Raw genomic sequence first — 25,491 nt, forward strand, 5'->3', positions numbered from 1 at the left:
CCCCGTCCGAGGGCCGACTTCACAGGGGACTTCACCGCGCGTCGCCCCGCCGCCACGTGGGAGAAATTCTCTCGCTCGTCCCGCATTGCCCTGGTAGGCATGGCCCATGGCTACTGACGCGAACGGCTCTTCTCCCGGCCTGCGGGTACTGCGGCAGGACGAGTGGGACACCTGGTACGGCACCCTCATCCGGGGCTTCGGCGGGGTGCCGGAGTCCGCCGAGGAGCGCGAGTTGTGGAACTCGCTGACCGAGTTCGACCGTTCACTCGGCGTCTGGGACGGGGACGAGTGCGTGGGGACGGCCGGGGCGTTCAGCTTCCGGCTCACCGTGCCCGGCGGCGCGTCGGTGCCCGCCGCCGGCGTCACGATGGTCAGCGTGGCCGCCACGCATCGCCGGCGCGGGGTGCTGACGTCGATGATGCGGCGGCAGCTGGACGACGTTCGGTCCTGGGGTGAGCCGCTCGCCGTGCTCACGGCCTCCGAGCCGGCGATCTACGGCCGGTTCGGATACGGCAACGCAACCGTCCAGTTGAACGCCGAGATCGACACGAGCCGGGTGCGGCTGTCGGTGCCGCCCGGCACGGACGAGGTGCGGGTGCGGTACGCGGAGCCGGCCGATGTCCTCGATGTGTGCGAGGCGTTGTACGCCCGGCTGGTGCCGTCGCGGCCCGGGATGCTCGCGCGGCGGCCCGGCTGGGAGCGGCTCGGGGTGCTGGATCCGGAGAGCGATCGGGAGGGCGCCTCGCCGATGCAGTGGGTTCTCGCCGAGCGGGACGGGGAGACGGTCGGGTACGCGCGGTACCGCGTCAAGCCGGGGTGGGAGCCTTCCGGGCCCAACGGCACGGTGGTTCTCGAGGACTTGGCCGTGCTGGATCCGGCGGCGGACGCGGCGTTGTGGCGATTTTTGTTCGGGATCGACCTGACGTCGAAGGTGGCCGTGCGGGGGCGGCCGGTGGACGACGCGTGGCAGTACCTGGTGTCCGACATACGGCGCTGTCAGCCGCGGCTGCGGGATGCGCTGTACCTGCGGCCGGTGGAGGTCGGGGCCGCGTTGGAGGCGCGGACGTATCAGGCGCCGGTGGATGTGGTGTTCGAGGTGGAGGACGCGTTCTGCCCCTGGAACGCGGGGCGTTGGCGGTTGAGCGGGGATGCGAAGGGGGCGTCCTGCGAGCGTACGGCGGACGCGGCGGACCTCGCCCTGTCCGTGCGGGAGTTGGGGGCGGCGTATCTCGGAGGTGTGTCGCTGGCGTCGCTGGCGGCGGCGGGGCGTGTGCGGGAGGTCCGGCGAGGGGCGCTGGCGGAGGCCTCGTCGGGATTCGGCAGCGGGGGCCTGGCTCCGTGGCTGCCGCACGGGTTCTGATGCCGTGAGGCCGGGGTTGTTCGTCGTGTGTCGCTTCTGACGCCGTTCGCGGTCAGGGGCGTTGGCTCAGGGGCGCTGGCAGGTCGGGCACCAGAAGAGGTTGCGGGCGGCGAGGTCGGCGGTGCGGATCGGGTCGCCGCAGATGTGGCAGGGCTGGTCGGCCCTGCGGTAGACGTACACCTCGCCGCCGTGGTCGTCGACGCGGGGTGGGCGGCCCATCGCCTCCGGAGTGTGTTCCGGGCGGACGGTGTCGATGCGGTTGTTGCGGACGCCCTCGCGCATGAGGGCGACGAGATCGGTCCAGATCGCGTGCCACTCGGTGGGAGCGATGTCCTTGCCCGGGCGGTACGGGTCGATGTGATGCCGGAAGAGGACCTCCGCGCGGTAGACGTTTCCCACGCCCGCGATGACCTTCTGGTCCATGAGGAGGGCGGCGATCGTCGTACGGCTGCGGGTGACGCGACGGTACGCGGTGTCCGGGTCGGCGTCGTCGCGGAGGGGGTCGGGGCCGAGGCGCTCGTGTATCGCCTGCTTGTCCGGGGGTGTGATGAGGGCGCAGGTGGTGGGGCCCCTGAGGTCGACGTACGCGGTGTCGTTCGCGAGGCGGAGGCGGACGGTGCCGGTGGGGGGCGGGGCTGGAGTGGGGCCGAAGGTGACCTTGCCGAAGAGGCCGAGGTGGATGTGGACCCAGTCGGTGACGCGGAAGCGGAGGAAGAGGTGTTTGCCGTGGGCCTCCGTGGCGGTGAGTTCCGTGCCGGTGAGGAGGGTGGCGGCGGCTTGGAATGTGCCCTGGGGGCTGGTGACTTGGGGGTGTGTGCGGAGGAAGGCGGTGGCGTAGTCCTGGGCCAGGCGGTGGATGGTGTGGCCTTCTGGCACGGGTGCTCCCGGTGATCGTCTGCGGTTCTCGCCCACCGCCCGCCCGAACCGGTCGGCCAGGAGGCCGAGGTCGAAAGACCCCGGGCTCCGCCCCGGACCCCTCAGGGACCGCACTCCAAGCCCCCAGGGGCGAACGCTGCATTCCGGACAGGGCTCGGGCACCTGGCCTCCGCCGGGGCAACCGGGTCGCGCGGGGCTCCGCTGCGGCTGTGACGGGCCTCGCGCCGGGCCCAGCACCAACACCGGCACAGGCACAGGCACAGAGAGGGTGCGGCCGTGCAGGGCGGGGCCAGTGGCCCCGGCCCTCTTCGTCTGCCTCGCGGGAGGGCGGCGGCCCTACGCCTGCGGGTGGTGCGGCGGGATCGGGGGGAGGTCGCCCGTCGTCTCGTAGGCCGCGAGCATGTCGATGCGGCGGATGTGACGTTCGTCACCGGAGAACGGGGTGCCGAGGAAGGTCTCCACGAACTTCGTCGCCTCGTCCTGGGAGTGCATGCGCGCACCCACGGCCACGACGTTGGCGTTGTTGTGCCGGCGGCCGAGGGACGCCGTCTCCTCACTCCAGGCGAGGGCCGCACGGACGCCCTTGACCTTGTTCGCGGCGATCTGCTCACCGTTGCCGGAGCCGCCGATGACGACGCCGAGGGCGTCGGGATCCGCGGCCGTGCGCTCCGCCGCGCGGAGGCAGAAGGGCGGGTAGTCGTCCTGGGCGTCGTAGATGTGCGGGCCGCAGTCGACGGGGTCGTGCCCCGCCTCCTTCAGCCACTCGACGAGGTGGTTCTTGAGTTCGTAGCCCGCATGGTCCGAGCCGAGGTACACGCGCATGGGACGAGTGTGACACGGGCGTTTCGGCGAATGCGCGCGGGGTGACGCTCAGGAAAACGTGATGCGAATGTGAGCTGCATTTTGGAAGCTCAGGAAGACCTCAAGCGACAATCTTGATTCCAAGCTTTCCCTATGCGCTTGCCTCCGATTGCCGGACCGGCGGGCCGCTGACGCCGTCGAGGCGCGGGACGAGGTCTCGGCCGGCTGACCCTGCCGGTTCCGGCACGTGCCGTTCCGCGTGACCGTCCGAGCCCGCGGCGCGGGTTGCCCCCTCTACATGCGCCGCGGGCCCCTTTCGTCTCCCTACAGCACAGTGAAGCTGTCCTTGACCTTCTCGTACGTGCGGAGGGCCGCCGGTTCGTCGCCGGTGCCGTACCAGGTGTTGACCTGGTACGACGTGCCCTGCACGTTGAAGCCGAGCAGGCGGGCGTGCCAGTGGACGCCCTTGAGTGTGAACGTGTACTCCCAGACCACCGCCGGGTGACCGCGGAACGTCGTCTCCTCCAGCCGGATCTTGCGATAGTCCTCGCCCTGCCGGGCGTTGCGTTCCGAGGTCCGCCAGGTCTCCAGCAGGTCGCCCCGGGCCAGGGACGACTTGCCGACCAGCTCCTGCGCGCCGTCCGGGGAGGTGTAGTGCACCTCCGCGCCCGTCTTCACGTCCCGCCGCCAGCCGCCGGGGGGCGCCCAGGCGAAACCGCCGGCCTCGCGCCGGGTGCCGGGCGGCAGGCTCTGCGGCCTGGCCGTGCCCTCGACGGTGGAGGCGGGGGTGGGTGCGGGGGTGGGACTGCGGGTGAGATCCGTGGCGGGCGGTGCCGAGCTCGAGGAGCCTGCGCGGCTGTCGTCGCCGCCGGGTGAGCCGGAGGATGTCGCCAGCAGGATGCCTACGACGGTGCCGGCGGCGGCGAAGGTGGCTGCCGCGGCGGCGACCACCGTACGGCGACGGCCCGTGCCGATGCGGGGGCGGGGGCTGGGGCTGGGGCTGGAGTGGGGTGTGGCCGGGACCGCGGGGCCGGGAAGTTCGCCCGGTGGCATGGGGGCGGGGTGGGGGCGCCGTTCGGTCTCCGCCTGGGCGCGCGTGAGGGACACGGAGCTCGGGCGGTGTGCGGTGGTGGCGCCGGGTGTGGTGTGGCTTTCGGGGCGCGCTGCCGCGTTCGGTCGTGCCTTCGCGGTGGCTGCCGTGGGTGTGGGGCGGGAGGTCGGGCTGTGGTGGGCTGCCGCGCCGAGGGCGGGGTCCGGGCGGGGGTTCGGGGGCGTGGCGGGCCCGCCCTGGAGGTGAGCGGGCGTGGGTGATTCGCGTGGGGCGGAGGACTCGCTCCCCGCCGGCGCGGACGGCGTGCTGGGCGGCGACCCCACCGGCAGCGTCGGTGTCGCCGCCGGGAACGCCACCGGCTCCAGGGCCGTTTCCACGTCTTCCGGGCTCGGGCGGGTCGTCGGGTCCTTCTCCAGCAGGGCCGCCAGGATGTCGCGCAACGGGCCCGACGTCACGGGGAGTTCGGGCTCCTCGTAGAGGACCGCGTGCAGGGTCGCCAGTGTGCTGTCGCGGGAGAACGGGGAGCGGCAGCCCAGGGCCGCGCAGAGGGTCGCCCCGAGGGACCAGATGTCGGACGGCGGACCCTGGGGGCGGCCGGAGATGCGCTCGGGGGCCATGTAGTCGGGCGAGCCGACCAGCATGCCGACCATGGTGAGCGCCTTGGCGTCCTGGATCGCTGCGATGCCGAAGTCCGTGAGGACGACGCGGCGGTCCAGGGAACGAGGGCGCGTGGCCGGGCCGTCGCCCTGGTTCCGTCCGGATCCGGCCACCCCGACCGCGTTCTCCACCAGTACGTTTCCGGGCTTGATGTCCCGGTGCAGGACGCCCCGTTCGTGCACCTGCCGTAGCGCCGCGACCAGGCCGAGGCCGATCCGGGCCGTCTCGCAGGGGCTCAGGGGGCCCTCCTCCGCGAGGATCCGTTCGAGGGAGCGGCCCGCCACCAACTCCATGACGATCCACAGGCGTTCGCCCTCGTCGACCACGTCGTAGATCCGTACGACGTTGGGGTGGTCGATCCGGGCCGTGGCCCTGGCTTCGCGCAGGGTGCGTTCGCGGCGGGTCCTGCTGTCCTCCGCGTCGGGGCCGTCGATCCGCATTTCCTTGACGGCGACCTGCCGGTCGAGCATTTCGTCGGCGGCTCGCCACACCCGCCCCATTCCCCCCTGGCCGATACTTTCGACCAACCGATAGCGTCCCGTCACCAATATCCCTGGAACACCGCCGCTGTTCGCATTTCCCGGCAATCCGTTGCACCCCCTCCGCGACGCCGCGACCCACTCCAGTGAAACACAACGGTCACACTTCGTGCCGCACCAGGATAGTGCGGCCACTTCTTGTGGTACCTCTTTCAGTGCTGCGAATTCAGGCGCAGCCCAGGGGGACGCAAGGGGGGCGAACATGAGTTCTCGTCGTACGGCCGTGGTCGTGGGACCGCTGGTCGCGGCATCATTCTCGGCGGTGCTGATCCTTTCCGGCACCGCCGGCGCGGAGGACGAAGGACCTGCAAGCAGCAAGGGGGGAAAGGTCGTTGACGAGGCGCCGGCGGGGGTGAAGCTCACCACGCTGCTGCCCGGGAAGATCTCGGTCGACAACGCTTCGGAAAAGACGTCGATTACCGCGACGGTGAAGAACGACGGAAGTAAGGACAGCGGGAAGATCAGGTTGCTGGTCGTCGGTTTCGACGGGCTTGTCGTCAAGAATGTCGAGGGGTGTTCCGCGATAGCCGAGAAAAATCTTCCGGAGGGTTCGAACAGCGGTTTCGCCTGCCCGCTCGACAATCTCGCGGCCGGTGATTCGAAGTCATACGCCGTGGACGTGACATACGACCTGGGGAAGACCGGGAATACCAGGAAGACCGGAAAGACGGGGAAGATCTGTCTGCCCGTCCAGACGAGCGACGGGAAGAAGACGTTCTGGCAGCAGGGCCCGGTGCCGTTCGGCACGGCCAACCCGTCGCCGGACGCCCCGGCCACTCCCCTGCTGCTCGGCACGGACAACAAGCCGGCGGGCCCGGGCGGCAAGAAGCTGCCCAAGACCGGCCCGGCCCGTGATCTGCTGCCGCTGGGCGCGGCCGGCGCGTCGTTGCTCGCCACGGGCGTGGCCGGATTGTGGTGGTCGCAGCGGCGGCGGCCGGGGATGCGGGAGGGCTGAACCGGCCTCCTGGGCCGGCCTCCTGAGAAGGCCGGCCTCCCGAAACGGCCTCCCGGGCCGGCTTCCTGCGCGTCTCGCACCGCACACGACGCGCCCGCGCACGCGAGAGGCCCGCCGGGGAATTCCTCCCGGCGGGCCTCTCGTCCAGAACCGAGAGCTACGCCATCAGCGCTTGCCGGCGAACTTCCACGCCGTCGGCAGCACCCCCATCGCCAGGGCCGCCTTCAGTGCGTCGCCGATGAGGAACGGCGTGAGGCCGGCCGCTATCGCGGCGGTGGCGGACATGCCGGTCGCGAGGGCGAGGTAGGGCACGCCGATCGCGTAGATGATCGCCTCGCCCACCAGCATCGTGCCGGCCATGCGCCACACCGAGCGGTCGGCGCCGCGGCGGGCCAGGGCGCCCACGACGGTGACGGCGAGGACCATGCCGAGGATGTATCCGAAGGAGGGGGAGACACCGGAGGTGCCGCTGGCGAACCACGGCACGCCGGCGAGGCCCGCCACGGCGTAGAGCGCCAGCGCGAGGAAGCCGCGGCCGGCGCCGAGGGACGTGCCGACGAGCAGCGCGGCGAAGGTCTGGCCGGTCACCGGCACCGGGGAGCCCGGCACGGGGACGGAGAGCTGAGCGGCGAGGCCGGTGAGCACGGCGCCGCCGAGCACGAGTACCGCGTCCCGGACACGGGAGGCGGGGAGCAGGTCGGCGAGGACCTGTCCGGCGCGGGCGGACGGGACGGCAGCGGTGCTCATGGGGACTCCGCGAGGGCGAGGGCTGGTGGGACACCGTGACGCTATCCCAGCGCTCTCGCCCCGATCACCGTCAGTGGTCGACAAAGGCACGGACCGGCGCTTGGTCGGCTCTGAACAAAGGATGCGGGTTACACCGAGTACGGGGTGATGCCGGTCACGCTGCTGGGGTGGCACAGGGCACGGGAACGGGACGCGAGGCGTCTGTAGGTTTCCACCAAAGGCGCGGAGCCCGCCGCCTGAGCCCCGCGCGGCGGTCGCCGTCCGGACACGGAGAGCGACACAGGTGTCCGAATAGCGGGATGCATCCACGCCCCGGCGGAGTGGCAACCGAGACTGGCGGCGTTTTTGCCCTCGTACGCTCCTCACGCATTGGACGAGCCGCGCCCATGCCCAGCACCACCACCACGGAGACGCCGCCCAGCACGGGTGACGCTCCCCTCTCCCATGGCCTGAAGCAGCGCCACCTGTCGATGATCGCCCTCGGCGGCGTGATCGGCGCCGGTCTGTTCGTCGGATCCGGTGCCGGCATCGCCGCCGCCGGCCCGTCGATCGTGGTCGCCTACACCCTCTCCGGTCTCCTCGTGATGCTGGTGATGCGGATGCTCGGCGAGATGTCGGCCGCGTATCCGTCGTCCGGCTCGTTCTCCGCGCACGCGGAGCGGGCGATCGGCCCCTGGGCCGGTTTCACCGCCGGCTGGTCCTTCTGGGTGCTGCTCTGCACGGCCGTCGGCCTGGAGGGCATCGGCGCCGCGAAGATCGCCAGCGGCTGGCTGCCGGGCACCCCGGAGTGGGCGTGGGTGGCGCTGTTCATGGTCGTCTTCTGCGGCACCAACCTCGCGGCGGTGAGGAACTTCGGCGAGTTCGAGTTCTGGTTCGCGGCCCTGAAGGTCGGCGCGATCAGCCTGTTCCTCGTGCTCGGCATCCTGGCGATCCTCGGCGTCCTGCCCGGCACCGACTCGCCCGGCGCGAGCCACCTCACCGACTTCCTGCCCAACGGCGGCGAGGGCCTGGTCATCGGCCTGCTCGCCTCGGTCTTCGCCTACGGCGGCCTGGAGACGGTCACCATCGCGGCGGCCGAGTCGGAGAACCCCGTCCAGGGCGTGGCGAGCGCCGTCCGGACCGCGATGTGGCGGATCGCGCTGTTCTACATCGGCTCGATGGCGGTCATCGTCACCCTCGTCCCCTGGGACTCCGCGGAGGTCGTCGAGAAGGGTCCGTACGTCGCCGCCCTCGACGAGCTCGGCATCCCCGGCGCCGGCCAGCTGATGAACGTGGTCGTGCTGGTGGCGCTGCTGTCCGCCATGAACGCCAACATCTACGGCGCCTCCCGCATCGCCTACTCGCTGGTGCAGCGCGGCCAGGGCCCGAAGGGGCTGGGCCGGGTCTCGGACGGGGTGCCGCGGATCGCCGTACTGGCGTCCTCCGTCTTCGGGTTCCTGTGCGTGCTGCTGAGCTACTGGCGGCCGAACGACGTCTTCGCCTGGCTGCTGAACATGATCGGCGCGGTGATCCTGGCCGTCTGGATCTTCATCGCCGTCTCGCAGCTGCGGCTGCGCCGCCGGCTGGAGCGCGAGGAGCCCGGGAAGCTGACCGTGCGGATGTGGGCGTACCCGTGGCTGACGTGGGTCGCGCTGGCGGGTATGGCCGCCGTGTTCGTCCTGATGGCCCGGGAGCCGGGCACGCGGATGCAGTTGTACTCGACGGGCGGGATGATCCTGGTGCTCGCGGCCACCGGGTTCGCGTGGCAGAAGGCGCGCGCCAGGCAGTAGGAACCTCACCAGGGAAAAGGCCCCCGCGATACGAAGCCGGCGGATCCCTCGGATCGTCGCCCCGGCACACGCGGGGGCCTTTTCGCGTGCCCTGGGCACCCACGCCGCCTTCTTGCTGCTAGCGTGCAGTTGCGAGACTATTGCAATAAGAGGTCCGGAGGGGAACCCGCCCATGTCCGTCTACACGCTGCCTGAACTGCCCTACGACTACTCCGCGCTCGCCCCCGTGATCAGCCCCGAGATCATCGAGCTGCACCACGACAAGCACCACGCGGCCTATGTGAAAGGCGCCAACGACACGCTGGAGCAGTTGGCCGAGGCTCGGGACAAGGGGTCCTGGGGGTCGGTCAACGGGCTGGAGAAGAACCTGGCCTTCCACCTCTCCGGGCACATCCTGCACAGCATCTACTGGCAGAACATGACCGGCCCGAAGGACGGCGGGGGCGAGCCGCTGGCGCAGGACGGCGTGGGTGAGCTGGCGGACGCGATCACCGAGTCGTTCGGCTCCTTCGCGAAGTTCAAGGCGCAGTTGTCCAAGGCCTCCGCGACCACGCAGGGCTCCGGCTGGGGCGTACTCGCCCACGAGCCGCTGAGCGGCCGGCTGATCGTCGAGCAGGTCTACGACCACCAGGGCAACGTAGGCCAGGGCGCCACCCCGATCCTCGTCTTCGACGCCTGGGAGCACGCCTTCTACCTGCAGTACCGCAACCAGAAGGTCGACTTCATCGAGGCCATGTGGCAGGTCGTCAACTGGCAGGACGTGGCCCGCCGCTACGCGGCCGCCAAGTCCCGGACGGACGTGCTGCTGCTGGCGCCCTGAGGCGGCCCCTGAGGCCCCTGAGGCCCCGTGAAGCGTCCTGCCTCGTGATCGTCTTCTCACCCTTCACGAACGGCAGGCGAAAGAAGGAAGCCCCCGCGAGGACGTGACTCGCGGGGGTTTTCCCGTGTCCGGGCGACGGTCAGGGCTTGCGGCCCAGGCCTCCGTGCTGGCCGATCGGCCCCGGGGAGGCACCCGGCTCGGGATGCCACAGCGGGACCGAGACCACACCCGGCTCCACCAGCTCCAGCCCCTCGAAGAACGCCTCGATCTGCTCCACCGGTCGCAGGAAGTACGGGACCGCGCCGGTCTCGTTGTAGGCGTCCTGGGCCTCCTCGTAGGCCGGATCGGTGCCCCGGGAGCCCTCGTTGAGGGAGAGGTAGCTGCCGGAGGGCAGACCGGCCAGGAGGCGGCGGACCAGGTCGCGGGCCTGCTCGTAGTCGGCCACGTGCCCCAGGATGCCGCTGAGGATCAGGGCGGTGGGGCGGGTGAGGTCGAGGGTCTCGCCGGCGGCCTCCAGGATGCGCTCCGGCTCGTAGAGGTTGATGGGCTCGTACGCCGTCGCCCCCTGGGGAGTGGAGGTGAGCAGGGCGCGGGCGTGCGCGAGGACCAGCGGGTCGTTGTCGACGTAGACGATCCGCGACTCGGGGGCGATGCGCTGGGCGACCTCGTGGGTGTTGTCGACGGTCGGCAGGCCGGTGCCGACGTCGAGGAACTGCCGTACGCCCGCCTCCTGGACGAGGTGGCGGATGGTGCGGCCCAGGAAGGCACGGCTGCTGCGGGCGATGGTGACGATGCCCGGGAAGACGGCCGTGTAGGCGTCGCCGGCCGCCTCGTCCACCGGGTAGTTGTCCTTGCCGCCCAGCCAGTAGTTCCAGATCCGGGCCGAGTGGGGCACGGAGGTGTCGATCTGCGTCATGGGCCCATAGTGCTACGGCACGTCCGTCCCGCACGGCACATTGAGTGAGAGGAGTGCGGCGGATCCGTCGGGGTTCATACGCAGTCCGCTGATCGCCGCGTTCCGCAACCGCGGGAACACTCTGCGGTACTCCCGAGCCGGGATCGACAGCAGGGTGCACAGCACCAGGCGGAGCAGGGTGTTGTGGGCGACGACCAGGACGCGTCCGCCGGGGTGGGCGGCGGCGATGTCCCGCAGGGCACGGACACCGCGGGCCGCTGCCGCCAGCGGGTCCTCGGCGCCGGGGAAGGAGTGCGCCACCGGGTCGGCGCGGTAGGCCGCGGCCCACTCCGGGTCCTCGGCCTCGAACTCGGCGAGCGTACGACCCTCGACCACCCCGAAGTCGCATTCCCGCAGGCCGGGTTCGCTCTGCGGCGTGAGGTCCAGGGCCCGGCAGGCGGGCTCGGCGGTGGCGACGGCCCGGGACAGCGGGGACGTCCAGATCGCGTCGACGGGGTGGGCGGCGGCCCACCGGCCGAGGGCCTCGGCCTGGACACGGCCGGTTTCGGTGAGGGCGATGTCGCTGACGCCGGCGTAGCGGTTCTCGGCGTGCCAGACGGTCTGTCCGTGGCGGGCCAGCAGGAGGGTCGTGGTCATGGGCCGGTCCGTTCGGTTCAGGTGCGTTCGGGGTCAGGGGCGTTCGGGCTGTAGATCCGGGACCTCACCAGGGTCGGCGGACTGTCGGATCCGTCACCGCATCCAACGAGCCCCAGCCGTAAAGGTCACCCATTCGACAGGCAAACGTCCGTTCCCCTGACTCCGAAGCCGACTGCGTCCCGTCGTCACGCCCGACCAAGCGGCAGCAGTAACAACCCCCGGTTCAGAAAGGCCGGCCACGGGCTCCTCCCGGAGCGGTTCGGTGAGGAGCCCGCGGCCGGGAAGTGACCTACAGGTTGGAGAAGTCCGGCCCCTTGGTACGGGTGCGCTTGATCTCGTAGAAGCCCGGCACCGAGGCCACGGCGAGGGTGCCGTCCCAGAGACGGGCGGCCTCCTCGCCCCGCGGGGCCGGGGTGACGACCGGGCCGAAGAAGGCGATCTGCTCGCCGTCGGCGCCGGGCACAGCGATGACCGGGGTGCCGACCTCCTGGCCGACCTTGTCGATGCCCTCCTTGTGGGAGGCGCGCAGCTCCGGCTCGTACGGGGTGGAGTCCCAGTGCTCCATGAGGGAATCGGGCAGGCCGGCGTCCTTCAGGGCGGCGGCGACGGTCTCCTTGCCGGGGCCCTCGCCCTGGTTGTGGATGCGGGTGCCGAGCGCGGTGTAGAAGTCGCCGAGGACCTCGGCGCCGTGCTCCTGCTGTGCGGCTATGACGACCCGGACCGGGCCCCACGCCTTGGTCTCCAGCAGCTCGCGGTACTCCTCGGGCAGCTCGTCCAGCTTGTCCTCGTTGAGGACGGCGAGGCTCATGACATGCCAGCGGACCTCGATGTCCCTGAGCTTCTCCACCTCCAGCACCCAACGGGAGGTCATCCACGCCCAGGGGCACAGCGGGTCGAACCAGAAGTCGACGGGGGTCTTGTCCGACATGTCTCTCCTCATCAGGGAACCGTTTCTCCGGGAACGCCGGTGCTCACTCGCCTCATTCCCGGCTGCCCGGCGTCAGGGGCACGTGGCAGGATCGGTGCTGTTCAGCCGTACCCCACGACACACGAGGAGTGCCGCCCGTGCCCGGTGAGAATCTGACCCGCGACGAGGCCCGCGAGCGGGCCGCCCTGCTGAGCGTCGACGGGTACGAGGTGTTCCTCGACCTGCGGTCGGCGGTCGGTAAGGACGCGGGCGACGGGCCCCGCACCTTCCGCTCGGTCACGACGATCCGCTTCCGCTGCAACGAGCCCGGCGCGAGCACCTTCGCCGATCTGATCGCGCCGAGTGTGACGGCGGTCTCACTCAACGGCCGTGATCTGGACCCCGGCGAGATCTTCGACGGCTCCCGGATCACGCTGGAGGACCTGGCCACGGAGAACGAACTGGTGGTCGACGCCCAGTGCGCCTACTCGCGCACCGGCGAGGGCCTGCACCGCTTCGTCGACCCCGAGGACGGCGAGGTGTACCTGTACACGCAGTACGAGCCGGCCGACTCCCGCCGGGTCTTCGCGGGCTTCGAGCAGCCCGACCTCAAGGCCCCGTTCCGCTTCGAGGTGCGGGCTCCGCAGGGCTGGACGGTGTGGAGCAACGGGGCCGGGGAACAGGCCGACGGGGTGTGGCGGTTCGCGGAGACCAAGCCGATCTCGACGTACATCACCTGTGTGGTGGCGGGCCCGTACCACTACGTCACGGACTCCTACTCCCGTACGTTCGAGGACGGCACGACGCTGGAGATCCCCCTCGGCGCCCTGTGCCGCAAGGGCCTCGCGCCCTACTTCGACGCCGACGACGTCTTCCTGGTCACCAAGCAGGGCCTGGACTTCTTCCACGACCACTTCGACTACCCGTACCCGTTCGGCAAGTACGACCAGGCGTTCGTGCCCGAGTACAACCTGGGCGCGATGGAGAACCCGGGCCTGGTGACGTTCCGGGAGGAGTTCATCTTCCGCGGCAAGGTGACGCAGGCGTCCTACGAGGGCCGGGCCAACGTCATCCTGCACGAGATGGCGCACATGTGGTTCGGCGACCTGGTCACCATGGAGTGGTGGGACGACCTGTGGCTGAAGGAGTCGTTCGCGGACTTCATGGGCGAGTTCTCGCTCGTCGGCGCGACCCGCTTCGTCAACGGCTGGATCACCTTCGCCAACCGCCGCAAGGCCTGGGCCTACCGCGCCGACCAGCTGCCCTCCACGCACCCGATCACGGCGGACATCCGCGACCTGCAGGACGCCAAGCTGAACTTCGACGGCATCACGTACGCCAAGGGCGCGTCCGTGCTGAAGCAACTGGTGGCCTACGTCGGTGAGGACGCGTTCCTGGAGGGCGCCCGGCGCTACTTCAAGCGGCACGCGTACGGCAACACGCGCCTGGGCGACCTGCTGTCGGTGCTGGAGGAGACCAGCGGCCGGGACATGAGCGCGTGGTCGCGGTCCTGGCTGCAGACGGCCGGGGTGAACTCGCTGACGCCGCAGGTGCTGCTGGGCGCGGACGGCCGTGTCGAGGAACTGGCGGTGGTCCAGGAGGCCGCGGAGTCGTATCCCGAACTGCGCCCGCACCGGGCGGCGGTGGGCCTGTACCGGGTGACGGACGGCGGGGCGCTGGAGCGGTACGCGCGGGTGGAGACCGACGTCGACGGGGCGCGGACGGTCGTGGCGGAACTGGCCGGCGCCGACGCCCCCGACCTGGTCCTGGTCAACGACGACGACCTGACGTACTGCAAGATCCGCTTCGACGCGACGTCGCTGGCGACCCTGCGCGAGCACCTGGGAGCGGTCACCGACCCCCTCGCCCGCGCCCTGTGCTGGTCGGCGCTGTGGAACATGACGCGGGACGCGCTGCTCCCCGCGCGGGACTTCGTGGACCTGGTGCTGCGGTTCGCCGGGCGCGAGTCCGAGATCGGCGTGGTGCAGATGCTGCACGCGTGGGCCGAGTCGGCGGTCACGCACTACACGGCGCCCGCCCGGCGGGAGACGACCGCCCGGCTGCTCGCCGAGGGCGCGCGGCGTGAGCTGTACGCGGCCGACGCCGGGAGCGAGCACCAGCTGGCCTGGGCGCGCTTCTTCGCCCGGACGGCCACCGCCGGGGCCGACTTCGAGCTGCTGCGGGAGCTGCTGGAGGGCACGGCGACGGTCGAGGGCCTCGACCTGGACCAGGAGCTGCGGTGGGTGTTCCTGGAGCCGCTGGCCGCGCACGGGGCGGTGGACGAGAAGGCCCTGGCCGGGGAACTGGCCCGGGACGACACGGCCTCCGGCAAGCGGCACCAGGTGCGCTGCCTGGCCGCCCGCCCGTCCGAGGCGGTCAAGGCGCAGGCGTGGGCGCAGGTCGTGGAGTCGGACGCGCTGTCCAACGCCATGGTCGAGGCGACCATCGCGGGCTTCGCCCAGACTTCGCAGCGGGAGCTGATCGCGCCGTACGCGCAGAAGTACTTCGCGGCGATCGAGCGGGTGTGGGCCGAGCGGTCGATCCAGATCGGGATGCACGTGGTGCAGGGCCTGTTCCCGTCGCTCCAGCAGTCCCAGGAGACGCTGGACGCCACGGACGCCTGGCTGGACGACCACAAGGAGGCGGCCCCGGCGCTGCGTCGGCTGGTGCTGGAGGAGCGGGACGATCTGGCACGCGCGTTGCGTGGACAGGCGTGCGATCAGGTCTCCGACCAGTAGCTTTGACCTGAGATCCGGGCGTTCCGTCATCGTTACGAGATGAATGCCCCGCGAGCCGTAACCCCTGGTCCGCACCCGAACGGACCAGGGGCTTTCGGCATCCGAACATGCGTCCTTTAGTGCCGCGTTGTCCGTGTTTGTCGACGGATCTGTAACAGCGGTTCAAGGGCGGCCCCGGCAAGGGAAATTGCGGGTCATGAACCACAACACCCCCCTCTCCCCCCGCCCCCTGCACGACCTGTCCGGCCGCGGCCGCCTCCGTGTGCTGACGGTGGCGCAGCTCCGCTCGCACGGCGTCTCCACGGCCGAGACGAACGAGCAGTGCCGCCCCGGGGGCCCCTGGCAGCAGCTCCTCCCCGGTGTCGTCCTGCTCCACCCGGGCCCGCCGACCAGCGAGGAGCGGCTGCACGCGGTGCTGATGTACGCGGCGCGGGAGCGCTGCACCGGGGTCCCGGCCCAGCCCGGCGCGAGCGAGGCACACGCCCCCGCCTACCCGGAGGTGATGATCACGGGTCTGGCCGCGCTGACCCTGCACGGCTTCTCCTCCACACCCCCGCTGCCGTCCCTGAACGCCTTCGACGTCCTGGTCCCGCGCATGCGCCGGCTGCGCTCGACGGGCTGCGCGCGCATCGTCCGCACCCCCGCGCTGCCCGCCCCCGAGCAGGTCACGGGCGTCCCGGTGGCCCCGGTGGCCCGTGCGCTGGCCGACGCGGTGGCCGAGCTGGCGGACGCCGACGTCGTGCGGCTGCTGCTGACGGAGGCGGTGCGCGGCGCCCACTGCGACGCGACGTCCGTGGTGCGCGAACTGAACCAGGCGCGGCTGCTGAGCCGCCCGCACGTGGTGGACGCGGTGGACTCCCTGCTCGCCGAGGGCCGGGCCCGCGCGGAGGACCGCCTGTACCGCATGGTCGGCCGGTACGGCCTGCCCGACCCGGTCTGGAACGTCGACCTGCGCCTGCCCGGCGGCCCCTACCTCGGCGGCCTCGACGCGTACTGGCCCGACCAGGCGGTGGCGGTCGAACTCGACACCCGTGCGCCCCGCCAGGACGACGACGCCCTGTGGTCCGAGTACGCCCGCAAGCGCGAGCACCTGGAGCGCCTCGGCATCACGGTCGTCCACATCACGCCGAGGAAGCTCCGCGACTCCCCGGAACAGCAGGCGACGGTGATCCGCACGGCCCTGATGGCGGCGGCCGACCGCGATCCGGCCGCTCATGTCGTGGTGCTGCCCCGGTAGTGACGGACCAGGAGGGGTGGACCAGGAGGGGGCGGACCAGGAGGGGAGAGGAGGGACCGCCGGGCCGGTTGACGCCCGGCGGTCCCTCCTCGTGCCGTCGGCCGGGGCAGGCCTCGGGTTGGGCAGGATGAGATTTCGAGGCGTGTTGCCGACGCTGGTGGTCCGAGCGGGCGCTCTGTCAGGACCGTGCTCGAGTACGCGACCGCTTCCTCGCTGCGGACGAGGGCGCCATGATCCACGGGGTCAGCACCATCGTTGGCGTCCTGTATCCCCTCTGCCCCATGTTGCCCCGTGCCGCCCCGGAAGTCACTTGTCGCAGAACTCGGCCTCGACGACCGCCGCTGTGCCCCCCGACCAGTCGCCGTTGAAATTGAAGGCGAGGGACCGGCGGCCGTCCTTCGTCGTGACCGCCTCGGAGACGGAGCCGTGGATGCCGCCGCCGTGGCCCCAGACGGTCACCCCACAGGTCAGCTTCGTCTTCATCAGGCCGAGGCCGTAGGCGTTGGTCTTGTCCATCGGGACCGTGTCGGTCATCGCCTTCAGCTGTCTCGGCGGGAGAAGCCTGCCTCGGAGCAGGGCCGTGAAGAAGCGGTTCAGGTCGGCCGAGTCGGAGATCATCTCTCCGGCCGCGTAGGCGAGGGACGGGTTGAGCTTCGTGACGTCGTACGTCGGACCCGTCGCCGTCTCGGCGAGTTTGCCGTATGCGCGGCTGCTGGGCCGCGGGACGGTAACCCTCGTACCGGGGACCGACGTGGCGGTCAGGTGCAGCGGCTTGACGACGCGGTCGCGGATCTCCGCGCCGTACGGGCGGCCCGTGGCCTTCTCGATCACCATCCCGGCCAGGACGTAGTTGGTGTTGGAGTAGTTCCAGGATGTCCCCGGCTCGAAGTCCGGCTTGTGGGCCATGGCGATCGCCACCAGCTCCCGGGGTGTCAGCGTGTCGTAGCGGTGCTCGAAGAAGCCGTCCTTCAGGAAGTACGTACGACCGAAGTCGTCGTCCGCCGTGTAGCTGAAGATGCCGCTGGTGTGGTTGAGGAGTTGGCGCAGGGTGACGCGCGTGCCGTCGTGGCCGTTGCCCACGACCACGCCCGGCAGCCACGTGTCCAAGTTGTCGTCCAGCGACAGGCGCCCCTCCGCCTCCAGTTGGAGCAGTACCGTGGCCACGAAGGTCTTGGTGATACTGCCCACACGGTAGCGGTCCTGCGTCGAGCGCGGTTTCCCCGTCTTGAGGTCGCCGACACCCGCGGTGGCCGTCCAGCTGCCGTGCCCGTCCTTCACGGTCGCCGTCACGCCGGGGACACCGGCCTCGACCGCGGCCCGCATGGCTTTGCGGGTGGCCTCGTGACCGGCCCCGTCGGGCGCGGCGACCGCTGGTGCTGCCAGAGCCACCGCCAGCGCTGCCGCGGTCGCCGCGATCACGGTCGTACGTATGGTCATGTCTTCCCTCATCTCGCTCGGACTTGAGCTCGTCGGGGGGACAGACCTGGAGTGCGGACGTGAAGGTTGATGCGGCTTGCGGCAGTTGAGTGCGATTCAGCCCTTCTTCAGCACCAGCTCGGTGTTGCGGTCCTTCCGGTCGCCGGCCAGGGTCGTGCGTGCGCCGGGGGCGTTGAGGGACAGCTCGCGGTAGAGGGCCGCGAGGCCGGTCTGGGAGAGGTCGGAGAAGTCCGTGCGGTGCGGGGCCGAGGACTCCACGAGCGTGGTGAACAGGGAGATCGTGCCGTCCTTGTTGTCGGCCAGTTCGATGACCCGGGCGAGCTGGGGGTAGTCGACGTGGGAGGCGGTGGAGATCTCCCAGAAGGAGCGGCCGCCGGACGCGGAGTGCGGCGTGATGACGTTCTTGTGGATGTGGCCGTTCACCCAGGCGAGCACGTTGCGGTGGCCGCCGAGCAGGGCGAGGACCTCCTGGCCGTCGTGCCGGCGCTCGTCGGGGCGGGCCGGGTCGCGGCGGGTGTTGGTCATGGTCTTGCTGGTGTGGTGGCTGAAGACGACCGCGTAGGAGTCCTTGTTGTCCCGCAGGGTCCTGTCGAGCCACCGCAGTTGGGCGCTGCCGAGGGAGCCCTCGTAGTGGCCGCCCGCGTCGGTGGTGTCCAGGCTGATGCCGATGACGTCGTCGGAGATGCGGAAGGCGTAGTACTGGGTGCCCGCGTCGAGGTTGGCCAAGGAGTAGCCGTGGCCGGCCGGTCCGACGCCGCGGAAGGCCGGGTCCAGGTGCGCCTTGATGTAGTCGCCGGGCGTGAAGGGGGCGCGGCTCTCGTCGGGGGTGACCGCGCGCATGCCGCGCGCGTGGGACTTCAGGAAGTCGCGGTAGCGGACGCCCTCGGGGTCCCGGGCCTTCTTGATGAGTGTCCGGAGTCGCTGCGCCTCGGCTGCGGTCACGTCCATCAGCTTCCTGCCGCCGATGGCGAGTTCGGTGAGGTGGGAGTCGCCGTGCGAGGCGTAGCAGCCCATGGGCATGGTGTCGTGGTTGCCGACGGTCGAGTACCAGGGCAGGTTGAGGCCGGGGCTGCGCACCTCGCGGATCGCGGCCTCGAGGAAGCCGTCGAGGCGAGGGAAGCCGGCCTGCTTGTCGCTGTCGCGGACGGCGGCGTCCGGCTGCCAGTACAGCTTGAGGCCGCTGTTCTGGACGCCCTCGTACCGGCGCGGGTCGCCGGTGTTGGGCGTGATGCGCCCGCCGCTCATGATCTTCAGGAACCATTCCAGCTCGGACTTGGCGTTGTTGTCCGTGTTGTCGCCGGTGGTCATGGCGAAGTGCAGCGGGGCGCCGGTGACGGGGGCGCCGCGCAGCGCGTTGATCCGTTCCACCAGCGCGATGGCGCCCTGCACGGTCAGTGCCTCGTGCGGCCGCCAGGCGTGCACGTCGGCCGAGCGCAGGTACTCCAGGCGCAGCGGGTGCTGGGCGTCGATGATGTGCAGGTCGGTGAGCTGGACGAACGCCGCCAGCGCGGTACGGCGGCCGGCGCGGCCGGACTTGGGCGCGGCCAACTCGGAGCGGACCACCCGCTGCCAGCCGGGTCCGTCGCCCAGGCGCCGGTAGCCGGAGCCGCCGCGCGGGGTGGCGACGGACGCGACGGTCGTCCCCTTGGTGTACGGGGCCAGCGGCGGGGCCGGTGCCTGGCGTGAGGATGCGGCCACGGCCTCGATGGCTTCCTCGGCCGTGGCGGCCTGGCTGTCGCTGGGCCGCAGGGCGTAGCCGACGCCGGCGGAGAGGGCGACCGCGCCGGTGGCGGCGAGGACGGAACGACGGTGGATGCCCTGGCCGGAGCCGGTGACTGAGCGTGTGCGCGACATGCGCTTCTCTCCCCGAGTGCGAACGCGTCGGCAGTGGTCGCGGGGCGTTCGTCGGCTGAACGCCCCGCTCGTACTGGATCGTTGGCAACGGGAATGACCTGTGCGTGAACGCGGCCGCAACGGGCGGCGCCGATCACCGAACGTCGATCTTGGGCTACCCTGCGCGTCGACGACCGCCCCCGCGGCGGCCCGGAGCCGGTCACGCCGCGTTCACCTTCCGGGGCAACCGGCCGCTGAAGCAGCCGGATCCGAGGCTCGGGGAGGGCGGGGCCAGACCTCGGGGACAGCGAGGCTACGTCTCGGGTAGGGCGGGCTACGTCTCGGGGAGGGCGGCTCCCTCCTGCTCGGTCAGGTGCCCCGCCGCCGGCCGCTCACGCCACATCCGCAGCGCGATGTCGACCATCGGCACCCGCACCAGCCCCGGCACCGCGTCCAGGTCCTGCCAGGCGGCCAGGTCGGTGGAGCCGTTCACCTCGTTGCACAGTTCACCGCCGGTGATCCGGCCCTCGTAGACGAACCGGACCGCGTGATGGTCGACGGTGCGTCCCAGGCCGTCGCGGAAGGCGCGGTGGGAGGAGTCCACGCCGAGCAGCCCGGTCACCTCGATGCGGTACCCGGTCTCCTCCTCCACCTCCCGCCGCACCGTGTCGTACGGATCCTCGCCGTGCTCCATGCCGCCGCCCGGCACGACCCACTCGTGGGTGCCGCCCGGGGCAGGGGAGCGCGCGAGCAGTATCAGACCGTCACGGACGCATACGGCGTAGGCCGCCACCCTCAACCTCTGTCGCATTACGGGACGTTAACCCGTCACGCCGGACGGGCGAGTCGATTCGTCGCGTTCGGGGCCCTTGCCCCCAAAGCTCATAGCGGGTTTTCCCCATGCGTCCATTTCGTTTCGGTCAACTATCCCCAAACTCCCGTCCCTTGCGCAAAGCTGTGCGATCGTCCGGGGTCGCGCCCCGGGCCGACGCGACCAGGACCGATCGGACCCGGTCGCTCCCCGCTCGTTCCTTTACCTACAAGGGATGCCGATGACCCTCACCCCCCAGCACGACCCGATACGGGGCCGGAGACGTGCGGCACGTGTCGCCGTGGCCGCCGGTCTCGTCGCCGCGCTCTGTGCGGCCGGGCCGGTCCCGCTGGCCTTCTCCGCCGACGGGCCGGGCGCTTCGACTCCGGCCGACGCGGACGTCAAGTCCGCGCACGCCAAGCTCGGTTCGGATGACGCGGACCTGCTCGCGGAGGCCAAGGCCGACGGCGACAAGACCGTCACCATGATGATCGCCACCGCGCCCGGGAAGACCGAGCAGGTCGCCGGGCAGCTGGACGCGGTCAAGGGCGGCTCGGTCGGCCGGGCCGACGACAAGCTGGGCTACGTCCGCGCCACCGTCCCGACCTCCCGGGCGGACTCGGCCATCGCGGCCGCCGCCAAGCTCTCCTCCGTGCACGGCATCGACCTGCGCGAGGAGATCCCGCTGGACGACCCGACCCCGAGCGCGGACGCCGTCAAGGGCGCCAAGGCCGCGAAGGGAAGGTACTCGGGCCCGGGGAAGAAGACCCCGGCCGAGAACCCGTACAACCCGTCCTTCGAGACGGGCGCGGTCGACTTCGTCGAGGACCACCCGAAGGCGGACGGCCGCGGCATCACCATCGGCATCCTGGACTCCGGCGTGGACCTCGGCCACCCGGCGCTGCAGAAGACGACGACCGGTGAGCGGAAGATCGTCGACTGGGTGACCGCGACCGACCCGATCATCGACAACGACAACACCTGGCGCCCGATGGTCACGGCCGTGTCCGGCCCGGCCTTCACGTACCAGGGCCAGTCGTGGAAGGCGCCGGCGGGCTCCTACAGCGTCAGCCTCTTCAAGGAGTCGTACACCACCGGCGGCGACGCGGCGGGCGACGCCAACCGGGACGGTGACACCACCGACGCCTGGGGCGTGCTCTACGACGCGGCGTCCGGCACGGTCCGGGTCGACCTGAACAACAACAACGACTTCGGTGACGACTCCCCGATGAAGCCGTACAAGGACGGCTTCCAGGTCGGGTACTTCGGCACCGACGACCCGAAGACCGACGTCGCCGAGCGGCAGCCGTTCGTCGTGGAGATCCGCAAGGACGTCCCGATGGACCCGCTGGGCGGCTCCTGGGTCGGCAAGAAGTCCGACTTCGTCAACATCGGCGTCATCGAGGGCTCCCACGGTTCGCACGTCGCGGGCATCACGGCCGCGAACGGCCTGTTCGGCGGGAAGATGGACGGTGCCGCGCCCGGCGCCAAGCTGGTCTCCTCCCGCGCCTGCACCTGGTCCGGCGGATGCACCAACGTGGCGCTGACCGAGGGCATGATCGACCTCGTCACCAAGCGGGGCGTCGACATCGTCAACATGTCCATCGGCGGCCTGCCGGCGCTGAACGACGGCAACAACGCGCGCGCCGAGCTGTACACGCGCCTCATCGACACCTACGGCGTCCAGCTGGTGATCTCCGCGGGCAACTCCGGCCCCGGCGCCAACACCATCGGCGACCCCTCCCTGGCCGACAAGGTCATCTCGGTCGGCGCGTCCGTCTCCAGGGAGACCTGGGCCGCCAACTACGGCTCTGTCGTCAAGAAGAAGTACGCGATGATGCCGTTCTCCTCGCGCGGCCCGCGTGAGGACGGCGGCTTCACCCCGACCCTGGTCGCCCCGGGCGCCGCGATCAACACCATCCAGACCTGGATGCCGGGCGCGCCGGTCGCCGAGGCGGGCTACTCCCTGCCGGCCGGCTACGGCATGCTCCAGGGCACCTCGATGGCCTCCCCGCAGGCCGCGGGCGCCGCGGCGCTGCTGCTCTCGGCCGCCAAGCAGAAGAAGATCGAGCTCACGCCGGCGACCCTGCGCACGGCCCTCACCTCGACCGCCGACCACATCAAGGGTGTGCAGGCGTACGAGGAGGGCGCGGGCCTCATGAACATCGAGGACGCCTGGGACGCCATCCGCGACGGCGCGACCTCCCACGCCTACGCGGTCAAGGCGCCGGTCGACACCGCGATCGACCAGTTCCTGAAGACCCCCGGTTACGGCACGGGCCTCTACGACCGTGAGGGCGGCCTGAAGGCCGGTCAGAAGAAGACCTACGAGATCACGATCACCCGCACGTCCGGCGCCGACAAGGCGATCCGGCACGAGCTGCACTTCGAGAACAACGCGGGCCGCACGTTCCGGATCGTCGGCTCCGACGAGGTGAAGCTGCCGCTGAACAAGCCGGTGACCGTCAAGGTCCAGGCCGCGCCGAAGTCCGCGGGCATCAAGAGCGCGATCCTCGAGGTCGACGACCCGCGGACCGAGGGCATCGACCGGCAGGTCCTGAGCACGGTGGTCGTCTCGGCGCCGCTGAAGTACACGTACTCCGCGAAGGGTTCGGTGCAGCGCAACAGCACGCGGCACTACTTCGTCACCGTCCCCGAGGGCGCGAAGACGCTCGAGGTCGCGATGAGCGGGCTGAAGGACAAGAGCCAGACCCGGTTCATCTCCATCCACCCCTACGGCGTCCCGTCCGACCCGACGTCGACGATCAACTGCTACCCGGACTACCCCAACCCGGCCAACACCTGCCGCCCGGACCTGCGCTCCTACGCGGACCCGCAGCCCGGCGTGTGGGAGATCGAGGTCGAGTCGCGCCGTACGTCGCCGCTGCTGAACAACCCGTACAAGCTGGATGTCGCCGTCCTCGGCGCGGCCTTCGACCCGGAGACCGTGACCGTGGCCGAGGCGAAGGTCGGTACCCCGGCCACCGCCTCCTGGAAGGTGACGAACGGCTTCGCCGCGCTCGACGGCAAGCTGGTGGGCGGCCCGCTCGGCTCGTCCAAGGCGGCCCGTCCGTCGATCGGGCAGGGCGAGACCCAGACCACGACGGTCGAGGTGCCGGCGGGCGCGAAGTCCCTGGACGTCGCCATCGGCGGTGTCTCGGACGCGGCCGCGGACCTGGACCTCGCCGTGTACGACGCGTCCGGCACGCAGGTCGGCAGCTCCGCCGACGGTGACTCGGAGGAGTCGGTCTCGGTGCCGTCCCCGGCCGCCGGGACGTACACGATCGAGGTCGTCGGCTACTCGGTGCCGGCCGGCACCACCGCGTACGACTACCGGGACGTGTTCTTCTCCGCCTCGCTCGGCAGCGTGACGGTCGACGGTTCGGCGCCGGTGAAGCTCGGCACGGGCGACTCGGCGAACGTCTCGGGCAGCGTCACCGCCGCGGCGGCCGCTCCCGAGGGGCGTGAGTTCTTCGGCCAGGTCCAGCTGGTCAACGCGCGCGGCACGGTCGCGGGACTGGGCAGCGTGAAGATCGAGAAGGTCGTGCCGTAACGGTTCACGGCTGACGAGGGCGGGCGTCCGGGGTTCCGGGCGCCCGCCCCCTTTTTTTGGCCGGGCCGAACGGCACTCTCTCTTGGCCGGGCCGAACGGCACTCTCTCCGGGTCTAACGGCAGGTGAAGGTGCGCGACCGGGGCAGATCGGCGGTGATCCACGCCCGGTCGCGGGCGATCTCCCTCTCCCCCGTCGTCCACAGGTCGGGCCCGGCCTGCCCGTGCGGGATGCCGACCAGGACGTGGTCGCCCGCCCGCAGCCGGGGCTCGGCGTCGCTTTCCATGGGGAAGAAGACCCGGCCCCGCCCCTCGGCGGGCTTGTAATACCGGCTGACGTCGAGGGTGATCCGGTCCTGCCCGGTCCCGGGGACCGCCTCGACCTCGGCGACAGTGCCCTCGACGACGAGCCGGGCGCAGGCGAGATACCCGGCGTGACTGAGCTTGGCGTCCTCATCGGCCTGCGCCCCGCCGGCGGAACTGTCGGCGGCGGAGGAGGCAGCGCCGTGCTCGCTCCCTCCCCCGCCGCTCTGTACGACGAGCCAGCCCATGCCGAGGACGACGGTGGCCCCTGCGGCGGCGACGAGACCCTTCAGGGCGATGACGAGGGGTTTGGACCGGGTACGCCGTCGTCCGGACAGCGAGGTCACGGCCGGGCCCGCCCCGGCCTCCTCGGGCGCCGCGGGCAGCGACCCCACGGACGGCCGGGCAGGCGGCCGGGCATCGCCCTCGGCGTCGTGCGCCAGCGCGTCCCCGAGCAGCCCGAGCTGTTCTCGCAGCAGCGCCACATCCGCCGCCGCCGAGCGATGGGCGGCCATGAAAGCCGCGTCCCCGCGGGCCTCCTCCGGCGGAGGCTCGCCGACGAGGACGGCCATCAACGCGTCCATACCGTCGTACGCGGGGCCGCCATACTCGCCTCCGTTCCGCTCACCGGCCTCATCACAACGGGCGTCGTGGCCGTCGCCTTCGAACCAGGCGTCATCGTTCCGGGCGCCCTCGTTCCGGATGTCATCGCTCCAGGCGTCATCGTTCCGGGCGGTCACGTCACACCACCTCATCCTCGTGCAGGCGGGCGCGCAGGGCCCGTACCGCCGTATACAGGCGGCTCTTGACCGTGCCCTCCGGGACGCCGAGCTGCTCGGCGATGGACCGGACCGGCAGGTCGGCGTAGAAGCGCAGGACGACGACCTGACGCTGGGCGTCGGGCAGCTCGTCCAGACCCTGGGCGACGGCGACGGACAGCACGCTGGTGTCCTCCCCGGAGGGATGCACCGGCTGGCGCAGGGCCGCCAGCCGCTCCCCGAGACGCTCCTGGCGCCGCTTGGCCCGGTGCCAGTCCATGGCGAGGTTGGAGGCGACGACCGCGGCCCAGGCCGACACGTCCCGCGGCCCCTCCCGGCCGCTCGCGGCCCGTTCCAGCAGCCGCAGGCGGACCTGCTGCACCCCGTCCGGCAGGTCCGCCTGCGGCACCCCGCCCAGCGCGAGCACCGCCCGCACCCGGCGTTCCTGTGCCACGTCCAGCGGATCGGCCGCGCGCACGGGATCGGCCGCGTCCCGCGGATCGTCGCCGGTCCCCGCGTGCGCCTCCCGGCCACGCCGGGCCCTTCCGCGCAGCAGCACAAGCCACCCCCCTCACCGTGTTTCCCCTACGACGCCGGCGCGGCCCGGAACGTTCGGTCGTTTTCCTGACGAGTCCCGGAGAGGCGACAGAGGCGTACATCACACTTCCGTGTGGCCGAGAGCAACATGGGCAGGCAAGCCTGCGGCGCACGACCCCTGCCGGATGAATTCCTCCAGCTCATCGGGGTCGACACCGCAGGTCCGCAACCATGGAGCGGGACAGGCCGTCCC

19 protein-coding genes are annotated in these 25,491 nt (G+C 71.2%); 7 read left to right on the top strand and 12 right to left on the bottom strand.

Annotated elements, in window-relative coordinates; translation table 11 throughout:
• Positions 1-106 precede the first annotated feature (106 nt).
• Entirely contained in the window at positions 107-1,360 is a 1,254-nt protein-coding gene (locus tag ACZ5TL_RS08810) for a GNAT family N-acetyltransferase (RefSeq protein ID WP_468588682.1), read from the top strand.
• Between the two features lie 66 nt (positions 1,361-1,426).
• Here ACZ5TL_RS08810 and ACZ5TL_RS08815 read toward each other — a convergent pair whose 3' ends face one another.
• The 3 genes from ACZ5TL_RS08815 to ACZ5TL_RS08825 form a co-directional block, all read right to left on the bottom strand.
• Entirely contained in the window at positions 1,427-2,236 is an 810-nt protein-coding gene (locus tag ACZ5TL_RS08815; protein ID WP_468588683.1) for an Fpg/Nei family DNA glycosylase, read from the bottom strand.
• A 336-nt stretch (positions 2,237-2,572) separates the two neighbouring features.
• Positions 2,573-3,058, bottom strand: coding sequence for a ribose-5-phosphate isomerase (locus ACZ5TL_RS08820; protein WP_468588684.1), 486 nt, complete (start codon positions 3,056-3,058; stop codon positions 2,573-2,575).
• Positions 3,059-3,361: 303 nt separating this feature from the next.
• Positions 3,362-5,245 carry a serine/threonine-protein kinase gene (locus ACZ5TL_RS08825; protein WP_468588996.1) on the bottom strand — a complete coding sequence of 628 codons (1,884 nt, stop codon included), beginning with the start codon at positions 5,243-5,245 and terminating at the stop codon, positions 3,362-3,364.
• A gap of 241 nt (positions 5,246-5,486) precedes the next feature.
• Between ACZ5TL_RS08825 and ACZ5TL_RS08830 the strand changes: the two genes are divergently transcribed.
• Entirely contained in the window at positions 5,487-6,239 is a 753-nt protein-coding gene (locus ACZ5TL_RS08830) for an LPXTG cell wall anchor domain-containing protein (protein ID WP_468588997.1), read from the top strand.
• Between the two features lie 165 nt (positions 6,240-6,404).
• On the opposite strand, the gene ACZ5TL_RS08835 is transcribed toward ACZ5TL_RS08830, so the two are convergent.
• A complete protein-coding gene (locus ACZ5TL_RS08835; protein WP_468588685.1) occupies positions 6,405-6,986 on the bottom strand; it encodes a biotin transporter BioY in 582 nt (193 codons plus the stop codon).
• 386 nt (positions 6,987-7,372) lie between these two features.
• On the opposite strand from ACZ5TL_RS08835, the gene ACZ5TL_RS08840 reads away from it, so the two are divergent.
• Together ACZ5TL_RS08840 and ACZ5TL_RS08845 are read left to right on the top strand one after the other, a co-directional pair.
• A complete protein-coding gene (locus tag ACZ5TL_RS08840; RefSeq protein WP_468588686.1) occupies positions 7,373-8,755 on the top strand; it encodes an amino acid permease in 1,383 nt (460 codons plus the stop codon).
• Positions 8,756-8,927: 172 nt separating this feature from the next.
• Positions 8,928-9,575, top strand: a complete 648-nt coding sequence (locus ACZ5TL_RS08845; protein ID WP_468588687.1) for a superoxide dismutase — start codon at positions 8,928-8,930, stop codon at positions 9,573-9,575.
• A gap of 139 nt (positions 9,576-9,714) precedes the next feature.
• Here ACZ5TL_RS08845 and ACZ5TL_RS08850 read toward each other — a convergent pair whose 3' ends face one another.
• The 3 genes from ACZ5TL_RS08850 to ACZ5TL_RS08860 all read right to left on the bottom strand — a co-directional run bounded on the left by ACZ5TL_RS08850 (position 9,715) and on the right by ACZ5TL_RS08860 (position 12,055).
• The gene (locus ACZ5TL_RS08850; RefSeq protein WP_468588688.1) at positions 9,715-10,491 is read right to left on the bottom strand and encodes an SAM-dependent methyltransferase; all 777 of its coding nucleotides are present in this window, start codon (positions 10,489-10,491) and stop codon (positions 9,715-9,717) included.
• Positions 10,492-10,503: 12 nt separating this feature from the next.
• Positions 10,504-11,127, bottom strand: coding sequence for a histidine phosphatase family protein (locus ACZ5TL_RS08855; protein WP_468588689.1), 624 nt, complete (start codon positions 11,125-11,127; stop codon positions 10,504-10,506).
• 289 nt (positions 11,128-11,416) lie between these two features.
• Positions 11,417-12,055 carry a mycothiol-dependent nitroreductase Rv2466c family protein gene (locus tag ACZ5TL_RS08860; RefSeq protein WP_468588690.1) on the bottom strand — a complete coding sequence of 213 codons (639 nt, stop codon included), beginning with the start codon at positions 12,053-12,055 and terminating at the stop codon, positions 11,417-11,419.
• 137 nt (positions 12,056-12,192) lie between these two features.
• Here ACZ5TL_RS08860 and pepN point away from each other — a divergent pair, with 137 nt between their 5' ends.
• Both pepN and ACZ5TL_RS08870 read left to right on the top strand, forming a co-directional pair.
• Complete coding sequence (pepN, locus tag ACZ5TL_RS08865) at positions 12,193-14,772, top strand: aminopeptidase N (RefSeq protein ID WP_468588691.1); 2,580 nt, start codon at positions 12,193-12,195, stop codon at positions 14,770-14,772.
• A gap of 196 nt (positions 14,773-14,968) precedes the next feature.
• The gene (locus tag ACZ5TL_RS08870; protein ID WP_468588692.1) at positions 14,969-16,009 is read left to right on the top strand and encodes a hypothetical protein; all 1,041 of its coding nucleotides are present in this window, start codon (positions 14,969-14,971) and stop codon (positions 16,007-16,009) included.
• Positions 16,010-16,315: 306 nt separating this feature from the next.
• Here the strand turns inward: ACZ5TL_RS08870 and ACZ5TL_RS08875 are convergent, their stop codons facing one another.
• From ACZ5TL_RS08875 to ACZ5TL_RS08885, 3 genes are all read right to left on the bottom strand, one after another.
• On the bottom strand, positions 16,316-17,446 hold the full coding sequence (locus tag ACZ5TL_RS08875) for a serine hydrolase domain-containing protein (RefSeq protein ID WP_468588693.1): 1,131 nt from the start codon (positions 17,444-17,446) through the stop codon (positions 16,316-16,318).
• A gap of 96 nt (positions 17,447-17,542) precedes the next feature.
• Entirely contained in the window at positions 17,543-19,300 is a 1,758-nt protein-coding gene (locus ACZ5TL_RS08880) for a TIGR03767 family metallophosphoesterase (protein WP_468588694.1), read from the bottom strand.
• A gap of 313 nt (positions 19,301-19,613) precedes the next feature.
• Positions 19,614-20,090: an NUDIX domain-containing protein gene (locus ACZ5TL_RS08885; protein ID WP_468588695.1), complete on the bottom strand. Its 477-nt coding sequence runs from the start codon at positions 20,088-20,090 to the stop codon at positions 19,614-19,616.
• Between the two features lie 241 nt (positions 20,091-20,331).
• Here ACZ5TL_RS08885 and ACZ5TL_RS08890 point away from each other — a divergent pair, with 241 nt between their 5' ends.
• Positions 20,332-23,643 carry a S8 family serine peptidase gene (locus tag ACZ5TL_RS08890; protein ID WP_468588696.1) on the top strand — a complete coding sequence of 1,104 codons (3,312 nt, stop codon included), beginning with the start codon at positions 20,332-20,334 and terminating at the stop codon, positions 23,641-23,643.
• Positions 23,644-23,756: 113 nt separating this feature from the next.
• On the opposite strand, the gene ACZ5TL_RS08895 is transcribed toward ACZ5TL_RS08890, so the two are convergent.
• Positions 23,757-24,683 (bottom strand): hypothetical protein, encoded by a 927-nt coding sequence (locus tag ACZ5TL_RS08895; RefSeq protein WP_468588697.1) that lies wholly within the window; start codon positions 24,681-24,683, stop codon positions 23,757-23,759.
• A 1-nt stretch (position 24,684) separates the two neighbouring features.
• Positions 24,685-25,257, bottom strand: a complete 573-nt coding sequence (locus tag ACZ5TL_RS08900; RefSeq protein WP_468588998.1) for a sigma-70 family RNA polymerase sigma factor — start codon at positions 25,255-25,257, stop codon at positions 24,685-24,687.
• Positions 25,258-25,491: the final 234 nt, after the last annotated feature.

It is taken from the genome of Streptomyces sp. NPDC033136 (assembly GCF_055578235.1).